General features: G+C 33.7%; 7 protein-coding genes. 2 read left to right on the forward strand and 5 right to left on the reverse strand.

Annotation, left to right across the window (positions count from 1 at the left end):
• Positions 1-25: 25 nt before the first annotated feature.
• On the reverse strand, positions 26-2,758 hold the full coding sequence (locus H277_RS0105985) for a carboxypeptidase regulatory-like domain-containing protein (RefSeq protein ID WP_019974682.1): 2,733 nt from the start codon (positions 2,756-2,758) through the stop codon (positions 26-28).
• Between the two features lie 79 nt (positions 2,759-2,837).
• On the opposite strand from H277_RS0105985, the gene H277_RS0105990 reads away from it, so the two are divergent.
• The gene (locus H277_RS0105990) at positions 2,838-4,043 is read left to right on the forward strand and encodes an endonuclease/exonuclease/phosphatase family protein (protein WP_019974683.1); all 1,206 of its coding nucleotides are present in this window, start codon (positions 2,838-2,840) and stop codon (positions 4,041-4,043) included.
• Position 4,044: 1 nt separating this feature from the next.
• Positions 4,045-4,812, forward strand: coding sequence for a tryptophan synthase subunit alpha (trpA, locus tag H277_RS0105995; RefSeq protein WP_019974684.1), 768 nt, complete (start codon positions 4,045-4,047; stop codon positions 4,810-4,812).
• Positions 4,813-4,865: 53 nt separating this feature from the next.
• Here trpA and tyrS read toward each other — a convergent pair whose 3' ends face one another.
• From tyrS to H277_RS0106015, 4 genes are all read right to left on the reverse strand, one after another.
• Complete coding sequence (gene tyrS, locus H277_RS0106000; protein WP_019974685.1) at positions 4,866-6,161, reverse strand: tyrosine--tRNA ligase; 1,296 nt, start codon at positions 6,159-6,161, stop codon at positions 4,866-4,868.
• Positions 6,162-6,328: 167 nt separating this feature from the next.
• Positions 6,329-7,822 carry a RagB/SusD family nutrient uptake outer membrane protein gene (locus tag H277_RS0106005; protein WP_019974686.1) on the reverse strand — a complete coding sequence of 498 codons (1,494 nt, stop codon included), beginning with the start codon at positions 7,820-7,822 and terminating at the stop codon, positions 6,329-6,331.
• Between the two features lie 3 nt (positions 7,823-7,825).
• Positions 7,826-10,957: a SusC/RagA family TonB-linked outer membrane protein gene (locus H277_RS0106010; RefSeq protein WP_019974687.1), complete on the reverse strand. Its 3,132-nt coding sequence runs from the start codon at positions 10,955-10,957 to the stop codon at positions 7,826-7,828.
• 479 nt (positions 10,958-11,436) lie between these two features.
• A complete protein-coding gene (locus tag H277_RS0106015; RefSeq protein ID WP_019974688.1) occupies positions 11,437-12,924 on the reverse strand; it encodes a RagB/SusD family nutrient uptake outer membrane protein in 1,488 nt (495 codons plus the stop codon).
• Positions 12,925-12,926 lie beyond the last annotated feature (2 nt).

A 12,926-nucleotide genomic window follows, 5' to 3' on the forward strand; every position in this document is an offset into this window, starting at 1 on the left:
GAATTTTATTCGTTGTTATTAAAAATTAGAATCTAAAGTAAATGTTTGCAAAATAAGTTGTTCCCATTCCATAGAACATTCTAGGACCAAACAATGTTCTATAATTACTATCCTTAGCATTATTGTAGTTACCGATTCTCAATTGCTCAAAACCTCCGGTTACATAGTTTTTGTTATTTAAAACATTGTTAATTGTCCCTGAAATTCCTGCTGAGTATTTACCAATACGGAATGTTTTTCCCATATTAATATTCAACATAAACTCATTGCTTAATTTTTCCTGTTTTAAAATATCTTTCAAATCTTCCTGATTGACATCAACCAAATCCCCGTTTTCAAGTGTGAAAAAGTTAACTGTTCTACGAAATGCAGCTGGATCTATATAATTATTTGCCAATAAATTCCCTGACACTCCAATCCACCAAAATTTAGGATCACGATATTCTGCCCCAAGTGAAAATCCTGATTGAGGGCCACTTCCTACTTTATAATTATGAAGATAAGTTGTTCCAAAGTTTTTATAAGGCAAAACCTCGTTACTATAATCATCAGAATACAAATTGTAATTAGGATTATCTTTGTACACATATTGACCAATAGACGCCACGGCAGATACTGTAAGAACTGGTAAAACTTGTGCCTCTACAGCCAACTCTGTTCCCAGATATTCTTTCCCAACCCCTGTCATAATTTCTGACACGAATAAACGTTCTTCTGTACTTACTCCATCAATATATCCAAAAGCCTTTTTTATTTCATCTTTTGTACGTGTATAAAACGCAGTCGCGCGGGCTTTGATTCGTGGTGCTCTTAAAATATACGATAAATCACTTGAGAAAACCTTTGCACTCTCTACTCCATCAACAGTCACATTTGTTACACGTGCATTTGGAAAAATTTCATCTGATGTTGGTGCTTCTGTTTGATACATTACATTAGCTTGGATAAAATTACGTCCGTCTAATTTTACCAAGAAATTTGACTTCACCCCAAAATCTAAGAAATCGTACGTCTTACTTTTTCCATAAGAACTTGATTGGTATAACTCATGCATCCATTTACCTTCACGGTAAAATTTAGTCATAGCCGCTTTCATTCCGATTGTAACATCTAAAAACTTCGATTTGATTTTAGTCTGCGCAAATATATCTGCATAATCACGGTTGATTTCATAATTATACCCCTGTCTTTGACCTTTTGTTGGAGTATAATTAGGATCTAAAAGATTGAATGAAACTCCTGTAAAGTTATCTCTGTTCAAGACGTATTCTCCTCCTAATAAATCCTGAACTTCTCTATACAGTTCAGATTTTGTATTTTGATAAGATGCAGCGATTGTTAAATCAATATTTGGAGCCAATTCTGTCTGAAAATTTGTGTAAGCTGTAGCTGTTTTATCTTCGTTCACATCTGCGGTTAACCAATAAACAGATCTTGGTCCATTATTTCTATTAGCTCTGTAAAGACTTGTCCAGTCTAATTGAGAAATCTGACCGCTTTTCCAAAGATTGGCCTGGGCATCAATTACGCTTTGATCAGCTCCTCTATACGCAAAATAAGAAGGTAGATTGCGGTAATAAAGAGGAGAAGGATTGTTCCCTGCAAACCAATCTAAACGAGAACCACTTTCTTTTCCAAATTGGTAAGAAATAGTCGTTGTTAATTTCGATTTATTATTGATGTTCCAATGGTGTGTCAACATGTTGACAGGTTCAAAAGTTTTCTTCACGCGTTCGTTACGTTTTTCACCATCTTGCCACCCCCAATAAGCATTGTAATAAATCCCCATCATATCGACAACTTCCTGTGTATTTGGAGATCCGGTAGAACGACGTGTAGGCGCTCCAAAACTTGTGAAGTTTAACGTATGATTTTCATTAAACTTTTTCTCTACACCTATATAATAAGCATAAGCGTCATAAAACGTACCTTCTATAATTCCTTCATCAGCCCATCGTCTACTTCCAGAAACCATAAAGGCCCAGCCATTGTCCATCAAACCTGTGTTGTATGTTGCCATTACACGATTTCTGTACGAACGATTGGTACTAGAATAAGCCAAACTGATTCCTTTACGCATCGTAGAAGGACGAGTATCAAAGTTTGTTACACCCCCCAAATCTCCAAAAGCATATTTAGAAGGTTCTATTCCGTATGTCAATTCATCCGGACGGCGAGTAATATCGTTTAATCCTCCCCAGTTATTAAAAGTTGCACGTCCATTATCCATTTTGTTCATACGAACTCCATTGAAATGAATGTCATTATATTTATTATCTAAACCTCTTGGTTTAAACCAATACGAACCTAGTTCGTATGCTGAAACGCGAGCAAAAACGTCGCGAGAAGATTGTAAAAGTCCTGAATTTGAAGCTGTTGAACTTTCATCATCAGATAATTCATCATCTGTTAATGTGATAATTCCAACTTCTGCTGTATTTGGATTAAATGTTAATTTAATATCACCTAAGTCTAGCTCTTTTTGCCCTGCTACAGTGATTTCTTTTTCATAAGGATCATATCCTACGCCATAAATTTGTAATTTGTAAGTTCCATCAGGAATATCTACAAACTGAAAATAACCTATACGATCGGTGATCGCAGCATCGTTTGCCACGCCTCCGTTCAAACGTACAGTGAGGTTATACACCTCTTCACCTGTAGCAGCATTTTTTGCCACCCCAGTAATCTTTGTCTGCGCTTGTGCCATAGCAACAGTTGCAGCAAAGACTGAAATACTTAACAATAATTTGTTCATTCAAACGAATTTTTATTTATAAATTAGCTATCTTAAAAAAATAGGACAACAAAATTAATAAATTCATAATTAATAACATATGTTTAAAATTAATAAATCTTTAACTTTATTCATCATTTTTACTTTCGTTTTAACATTAAACGTTAAGGGTCAGGCCAAATACGCAAGTGCTACAGTGGCTTTTTATAATGTCGAAAATATTTTTGACACCATAAAATCAGTAGGATATATTGATGGAACTTTACCATATAATGATAAAAATTATCATATTCAGATTGCAGAATCTGACATTTCTAAGTATCAAACGGAAGAATTTAACCAAAGTTATACTTACGAAAACATAAAAGGAAAGAAAATAATCCGTCCATTAATTCTTCAAGATGAGTTTTTACCAAATGGAAATAAACGATGGAACACTCAAAAATATTTTCAAAAAATCAATAATATTTCAAAAGTTATTAGCGAGTTAGGGGCTGATGTTACAGGTTCTGCTCCTGTTGTTGTTGGAATATGTGAAATTGAAACAAGAGAAATATTAGAAGATTTAGCCAACAGCTCTGCATTAAAGAAATATGGTTATGACGTTGTTCACTTCAATTCATTTGATGCCAGAGGTGTTGATACTGGTTTATTGTATCAAAAATCTCGTTTTAAAGTAATTGAAGCAAAACCTCATCCTATTTTTAATTACGATTCGGAGGGAAAACGCAGATACACACGTGATATTTTACAAGTAACCGGATTATTAGATGGAGAAGAAATTACATTTTTGGTAAACCACTGGCCTTCTCGTAGTGGAGGAGAAAAAGCTTCTATGCCAGCTCGTTTAGAAGCTGCCAAAGTAATGAAAGGTATTTTTGATGATTTAAAATCTAAAAATCCAAATGCTAAAGTAATTGCAATGGGAGATTTTAATGACGATCCTATTTCGCCAAGTATTAAAAATACATTCAATCCGGCCGGAGAAATTTCTAAAGTAACGGAAGACGGTTACTACAACCCAATGTTACCTTTATACAAAAAAGGAGTTGGAACATTGGCTTACCGTGATGCATGGAATTTATTCGACCAGTTTATCTCAACTTCATCATTGGTTACAAAGAATAAAGATTATTCTTCTTATAAAATATTCAAAACAGAAGTGTTTAATAAAGATTACTTAATTGCAACAGAAGGTGCATACAAAGGCTTCCCTAATCGTATGTGGAGTGGAGATACATATCGTGCAAACGGATACTCTGACCACTTCCCTGTTTATACAATCTTATTAAAACAAGTCAAATAACATGAATAAATTAGAGCAATTATTTAGTCAAAAAAATAATCAACTCATTACAATATACACAACTGCCGGATATCCAAATTTATCGGATACTCCTGTTATTTTAAAAGAATTAGATCAAAACAATGTTGACATCATCGAAGTAGGAATTCCTTACTCTGATCCTTTAGCCGACGGACCTACAATACAAGCTACAAGTGAAAAAGCATTAGCAAACGGGATGACATTAGATGTTTTATTTGAACAATTGAATTCAGTAAAAAATGAAATCTCTGCTCCTATTGTTTTGATGGGCTACTACAATCAAGTCATGACTTTTGGATTAGAAAAATTCTTACAGAATTGTCAAGAAAGCGGTGTTTCTGGATTGATTTTACCAGACATGCCTTATGAAATTTATTTAGCCGAACACAAATCATTATTTGAAAAATATGACCAAAAAGTGACATTTTTAATCACTCCTTTAACCACTGAAAAACGTATTAAGGAAATTAATGACGCGACTTCAGGTTTTGTTTATATCGTATCAAATTCTGCTACAACAGGTGCAACAACTTCTAATTATAATGAAGATTTTTTATCTGGTATAAAAAGTTTAGGTTTAACAAAACCTCATCAAATTGGATTTGGGATTTCGACAAAAGAAGACGTAGAGAAGGCATGGAGTTTTGCCAATGGCGCAATTATAGGAAGTGCTTTTCTAAGAGTTTTAGAAAAGTCTGAAGGTAATCTTTCTTCCGCAATAAAAGAATATATTCAGTCTTTAAACTGATCTTTAAAAATAAAAAGCCCTCAAAAATGAGGGCTTTTTTATTCTAATTCTGTTTATTCTACAATTAAGATAAAATAGTTCTTTTTTCCTTTTTGTAACAACACATATTTATCAGCGATTAAATTTTCTGTTGTTAAAACAAAATCTTCTCCAATTTTTTCTTTGTTCACCGAAATAGCATTCGCTTTAAGTTCACGGCGTGCTTCTGAATTAGATTTCAAGAAGCCTGTTTTATCTGCCAATACAGCAACAATATCCAAACCGGCTTCTAGATCTGTTTTTGCAACAGCTGCCTGTGGAACCCCTTCAAAAACAGATAAGAACGTTTCTCCATCTAATTCTTTTAAATCTTCTGAAGTTGATTTTCCAAATAAAACCTGTGAAGCTTTTTCTGCTTTTCTCAATTCTTCTACACCATGCACCAAAATGGTAATTTCAGTCGCTAATTTACGCTGTAATTCACGTAAATGCGGTTCTTGACGGTGACGCTCGATTAAATCGTCAATTGCTTCTTTTTCTAAGAAGGTATAAATTTTAATGTAACGCTCTGCATCAGCATCAGCTTGATTTAACCAGAATTGATAGAATTTGTAAGGCGATGTTCTTTTCTTGTCTAACCAAATATTTTCTCCTCCTTCAGATTTCCCAAATTTAGTTCCGTCTGCTTTCGTTGTTAGCGGGCAAGTGAATGCGAAAGCTTCTCCTTGAACCGTACGACGAATTAATTCTGTTCCTGTTGTAATATTTCCCCATTGATCAGAACCTCCCATTTGCAATTTAGCACCTAACTCTTTGTATAAATGCAAATAATCGTATCCTTGAATCAATTGATAGGTAAACTCTGTAAAAGACATTCCTACATTTGATTCTGAAGAAAGTCTGGATTTAACAGAATCTTTTGCCATCATATAATTAACTGTAATGTGCTTCCCGACATTACGAGCAAAATCGATGAATGAAAAGTTCTTCATCCAATCATAATTATTCACCAATAAAGCTGAATTACCATTATTTGTATCAAAATCCAGGAAACGAGACAATTGAGCTTTAATTCCAGCCACATACTTGTTCAATGTTTCTTCATCCAATAAGCTTCTTTCCGCAGCTTTTCCTGTAGGGTCTCCGATAAAACCTGTTGCTCCGCCAACCAATGCAATTGGGCGATGTCCGTGACGTTGCAAATGAACCAATAAGAATATAGGAACCAAACTTCCTACATGAAGAGAATCTGCTGTAGGATCAAATCCGACATAACCAGAAGTCATTTCTTTATTTAGTTGTTCTTCTGTCCCTGGCATTATATTGTGAACCAGCCCTCTCCAAGTCAATTCTTCAATTAATGGATTCATAGTCTATTTAATGTATTTTTTTATCTAATTTTTACGAGCTACAAAGTTATACTTTTTCAGTAGATATTAATAGTGATTTTTGGAGATAAAAAAATCAAGGTTTTCCATACGGAAAACCTTGATTTGAACACATAATTACTATGAGGAGAAATTATATTAAAATATTATCACGAAGGATTTTGAATTATTTCGGGATTAGCATCTATTTCAGCTTGTGGAATTAACCATTCCCATTTAGAGCTAGAAGCTTCAACAGTATACACATTATTAATTACTGTTGCATTATGATTAGCCCCTGTGCGGTCAAGTTTTTGATTTAAACGTTTTAAGTCAAAAAACCTAAATCCTTCACCCCATAATTCTAATCGTCTATTTAAGAGTATTTGTTCATAATACTCGTTTCCAGCCGTTGTAAAAGAAGAGAATGATAAATCCCTAGCTTTAACCAGAGTTGTTAACACTTCTTTAGATTCAACTTCTTTTCCCTGTTTATATAATGCCTCTGCCTCAATTAGGTACATTTCAGCCACACGCATAAACGGAACGTCTCCTAAAGATTCTGATTGACTCACAGCCAAAAACTTTTGAGAAGTGTAAGGATATTTCGAGTAATTATTTGGAAGGGATAATGCTGTATGCTGCCCAGTAGGATCCACAACCTGCACTCTCGCGTCTGTAGAAGGAAAGGCATTATATAATTTTATATTCATTACTTTAGGAGCTGTTCGAATTTGTGTTGAATTAAAATTTCTTGACATAAATGCATGAAAATTTCCAAAGAAATCTGACTGATCCGCTTGTATTCTAACACCCCACATCCATTCAACATTTGTATAATCATTAAATCCTGCTCTATAAGATGACTGAGACATTAGAGGAATACCCATTTTAGCTTCATTAGCAAATTGTGCCGCTTTCGCATAATCTTGCTGAACTAACGCTACACGAGCTTTAAGCCCTTTTACATTTGCTAATGAAAAATGCGATCTATTCCCAGCAGCTTTACCTGTCAACAACTCTTGTGCTTTATCCAAATCTTTCCAAATTAAAACATATGCTTCCTCTACTGTAGATCGTTTTCTAGGAGCAATATCGGAAGGGTCTTCTCTCAGGACTATACCAAGATTAGAATTATCCCCTCCGGCTATATATCTTTTACCATAAATTTGAACTAATTGAAAATTTGAAAACGCTCTGTAAGCATAAGCTTCTCCAATTGCCTTATCTTTTAAGTCTATATCTCCTGTCGCTAAAGGTCCGTAAGTAATAATATTATTGGCATTCCTAATCATAGCAGACCAATATGTCCATGGATAAGACACCGTCCCTGATGTTACTTGATTTTGAGCAAGCCATCTTAGCTGCGAAACAAACCACCCATTACCAGTTGAAGGAAAAACTACATCTTCGCCCATAACATCTGATATAATTAATTGTCCCGTATACCCATTCTGTCCTTGAGAACTATTTTGTCTTGTATACATATTTCTATGCATTCCGTTAATAGCTGCCATCAAATTATCTGCAGTTGAATATACAGTTGGAGCATCAACAGATGAGGTCGGTTTTGTATCTAGGAAGTCATCATTACAAGATGTCAATAATGATGATGTGATTACCAAAGCTGATATTAATAATTTTATATTTTTCATTTTAGTCATTTTTTAGAATGAGACATTTAATCCTAAGCTAATTGTTCTAGATGGAGTATATCTGGAAGAAGACGTTCCATTAAAAGATTGAACAGGCTCCAATCCTTCCCTTGCTGTCCATGCATATAAATTTTCTCCAGACGCATAAACCCTAAGATTTGTTAACCCTGCTACTTCTATCGTTTTTTTATTAAAATTATAGCCAATTTGCACATTTCTTATTGATAAATAATCAGCTTTTGTTAACCAACGAGAATTTAACGAAACCCCTGTCGCATTTACATTTTGCGTACTCATAATAGGCACATCAGTTATATCTCCCGGATTTTTCCAAGCTTTCAACATATCAGTATGTAACGCCTGTCCTTGTGGGTAGGTTCCCATTAGTGAAGCATAATTACTATCATAAACCTTTCCCCCTAACTGATATGTTAACATGAATGACGCATCAAAATTTCCTAATTTGAAACTATTTATTATACTACCAAACACATCCGGAATTGATGAACCTGAATAATCCATTAGTGCATTATTCTGATTTGTAGTCACTTTTACTCCATTAACAACCCTTGTAGAGGCATCATCTTCTTTATCAGAATCTTGAATAAACAATGCAGCCCCATCTCTTGGATCTACTCCATACCATTGACGTAAATAAAATTCATATAAAGAACGTCCCTCTGCTATTCTTTTTGTACCGTTAATAATAGCATCTTCTTTACCTTTAGGCATTCTAATCATCTCATTTTTAATTGTAGACGCTAAAACGCTAAGATCCCAAGAGAATTTCTCCCCTCTTACAACCCCTAAATTTAATGTCACCTCGATTCCTTGATTTCTCATTTTACCCAAATTCCTATAAATTGAGTTATCAGGTACTCCTGCCGAATTAGGGACTGGCACTGCAAAAATCATATTATCTACATCCTGTAAATAATATTCTACTGACCCTGATATTCTTCTTTTAAATAATGAAAAATCAACACCAATATCAAGTTGATTCTTTGATTCCCATGTTAAATCTGAATTCCCTAATTGACTCAAAAAAACTCCTGACTCTCCTGCATTGTTATAACCTAGAGAATACAAATCAAGATCTACTTGATAACCTGGATTTTCAGAAATACCACCATCATTTCCAACTTGTCCGTAGGATGCTCTTAACTTTAACTCGTTAACAACTGAAGATCCTTTTAAGAAATCTTCTTTATGAAGATTCCAACCAACACCAGCCGACCAAAATATTCCTTTATTATTTTGAGGTGAAAAACGTGATGAAATGTCTTGTCTAATCGACGTTGATAATAAATATTTATTAGAAAAATCATAGTTTAAACGAGCAAAATATCCCTCTTTTCTAATTACATCATTATACCCTGTAGCAGATGTAGGTGTTAGAAAATTTGACAGTTCATATATTCCCGAAACTGTTTCTCCAGTTTTTCTAACGCGCAAATAATCAGTTTTATAATCAAACGATTCATGACCTACGATCACATTAAAATTGTGTTGTCCAAAAGTTTTTTGATAATTTAAGATTTGATTCCAAGTTATACCTTGATATCTATAATTTATTATATCCAATGCTGCTGTTCCGGCAGCATCTCCAATAACCTTATTCCCATAAAATTTAAAATTATAATTTCTAACATCATATCCTAAATTAGTGGTAAATGTTAACCCCGAAAACAGCTTAAATTCTGCATTAAATCTTGAATTTATTGAGTTTGTTGTTTGAAATTGATTATTCAACAACGTCTCTTGTAAAACATTACGCCCACTACTTGCATTTGCTCCACGACCTCTTGAAACATTTCCATCATAAACTGGATTACCTTGCTCATCATAAACCCTTTGTCCATTTGCATCATATAAGAATGGTGAATAAATAGGCCCCATAGCCCTTGTAAAGAAGAACGGATTTACATAAGAAGATCCTCCACTACTATTCGCTTGATTCGACTTCACCAAACTACCTTGTAAATTTGCTCCTAATTTTAACCAATCAACTACCTGAGTATCTACACTTGTTCTTGCTGAATATCTTTCAAAATCAGATTTGATTACATAACCAGTTTCTTTATTATACCCAAAACCAGCAAAATAAGATGTATTATCAGTAGCCCCTGAATAATCTAAATCATACTTCTGAAAGGTTCCTGTACGAGAAATATAATCTTGCCAATCAAAATCATTGTAAAGCATTGGCAAATTGGTCAATCTACCATCAACCACAACCTGATTATCTGCAATATCGTAAATATTATTCTTTAGATTATCTGTAATTAAAGCTGTAGAAGCATAAATATTTGCTTCTTCCAAAGTAGCTCCTGCAACAGAAGACAAATACCCATTCCTCATAGATTCCCAAGTTGCAACATAGTATTCACCTGCTCCAACCCTATTATATTCAGGTATTCCTCTAGTTACAACCCCTGTATTTGATGAAAATCTAAAAGAAGGTTTTCCTTTTTTTCCTTTTTTTGTCGTTATCATCACAACTCCATTCGAAGCTGAAGAACCATATAAAGACGTTGATGCTGCATCTTTCAATACCGTCAACGATTCTATGTCATTAGGATTTAAATCTTGTAAATTCCCTGTAAAGATTACGCCATCAACCACATACAAGGGTGTACTAGAAAGGTTAAAAGAAGATACCCCTCTAATTTGTACATTTAAACCTGATCCAGGCTGTCCAGAACCAGTTGACACTAATACCCCCGCAACAGTACCATCTAATGCTTTTTGAACATTTGTTAAAGGTCTATTTTCAATATCTTTTGCTTTAATAGTACCGACAGAACCAACAACAGTTTCCTTTTTTTGAACACCAAATGCAGTTACAACAGTTTCTTCCAATTCAACCATTTCTGACTTTTTAGGTCTTAGGACACCTAAATCATGACTAACTACAATAAATTCAACTCCGTTAATTTCTAAAACATCTCCTATTTTAGCATCAATATCAAAATTACCGTTTTCATCCGTAAATACTATTTTGTTCGTACCTTTTATCGTAACCCCAACATCAGCTTCCGGAAAACCATTCTCGTCATTTATTATTCCTTTTGTTTGACCAAGTGCAACTGCACCTAAACCAAGATAAGCTAGTAGGCTTAAAGATGTTAATTTTTTTTTCATGTGTTAATTTTTTTCTCACGTGTTATTTTTTTACATAAAACAATGATAACCAAACAGATGAAAATAAATGAAGTTTTTAACTTTTATTTATGTTTTTTATGACATTTTTAACTTTTTATTTAACATTATTATCATTAATACAACGAAATAAGCATTTATTTACACTTATTATAAATTTTAAGGTTTTTTATTAATTTTACGCCAAACAAAATAATCCTTTTACACTTTTTTTAAAAATGTGAAAACATATACAAAAAATCTTAAAAAATACAAACGAAACAACAAGAAACGGATATCATTTGCTTTAAGCCATAAAAGAAGAAAATATAAAAGCGGCATATCTAAAAGACTAAAAACTTTTAGTTTATACTTTTTCAGTAGATAGTAATAGCGATTTATGGATATAAAAAAATCAAGGTTTTCCGTACGGAAAACCTTGATTTGAATATATGATTAAATAAAATTTATATTTAAAAATATTAAGATGGGTTTTGTTCACACAAAGGATTAGCATTGATCTCATCCTGAGGGATTAACCATTGCCATCTAGAATCAGTTGCTTCAATTACCATCACATCGTTTGTTACTGCTGAAACGTGATTAGCACCTCTTCTGTCTAATTTTCTACCTTGACGTTTTAAATCAAAGAAACGGAAACCTTCACCCCATAACTCAGCACGACGTTGAACATAGATATCTTCTAAGTAATCAGCTCCTGATTTTGTAAACTGATCGAACTTGCTATCTCTCATTTTAGCTAACTCAGTTAATACGGCTTTAGACCCTGCTTCATCTCCTAAGAAATATTTTGCTTCTGCTTCGATTAAATACATCTCAGATGCTCTCATAAAAACAATATCTCCACGGCTATCTCCTGTAGAAACTGCCAAGAATTTTTGAGACGTATACGGAACTTTAGCATAATTAGAAGGTAATCCTAAATCTGTATGTTTTCCTGTTGGATCTACCAATTGCTTACGAACGTCTGTATCTGCTAATTTAGCATATAAAGCAGAGTTGAACGCTTTAGGATTTGAACGGATATTAGATGAATTATAGTTACGAGACATATAAGCCATAAAGTTTCCGAAATAATCTGTTTGGTCATCTACAATTGTAATACCCCACATCCACTCATCTGTTTTATAATCGTTAAATCCAGATTTGTAAATTCTTTCATCCATTAATGGGTGACCTTCTTTAGCCAATTGAGCATATTTAGAAGCATTCGCATAATCTTGTTGAACTAATGCTACTCTTGCTTTCAATCCATAAACATTGCTAATAGAAAAATGAGAATTATTGATTACTTTTTTGTTCTTTAATAACTCTTCTGCTTTATCTAAGTTTCTCCATATTTCTTGGTAAACTTCTTCTACAGATACTCGGGCTTTTGGAGCAACATCTTCCGGATCATTTCTTAAAATAATCCCTTTACTTGTATTATCTCCACCTTTCACATATCTTTTTCCGTACAACTGAACTAATTGGAAATAACTAAATGCTTTGTATGCATACGCTTCCCCAAAAGCTCTTTCTTTTGTTGCATTGTCTCCTGTAGCATTTGCTCCTTTAACAATAATTTTGTTCGCATTCTTATTCATTGAATACCAAAAATTCCATGTATAAGAGTTAGAAGAACCATTTGCATTTGCTGTATCCAACCATCTTAACTGAGCAACAAACCAGTTACCTGTAGTAGCAGGAAATACTAAATCATCTCCCATTACTTCAGAAATAATCATCTGAGCAGTATACCCATTCTGTCCTTGAGAACTATTTTGTCTTGAATACATATTTCTATGCATTCCATTAACCGCTGCTAATAATCCGTCAGCAGTTGCAAACACCTGAGATTCCTCTACAGACTCAGACGCTTTTGTATCTAAGAAATCATCGCTACAAGATGTTGTAAACATTGTAGATGCTACAAGTAATGTCGCGGCTAATATTTTTATTTTTTTCATAA

The sequence above is a fragment of the Empedobacter brevis NBRC 14943 = ATCC 43319 genome, from assembly GCF_000382425.1.
Classification (GTDB): domain Bacteria; phylum Bacteroidota; class Bacteroidia; order Flavobacteriales; family Weeksellaceae; genus Empedobacter; species Empedobacter brevis.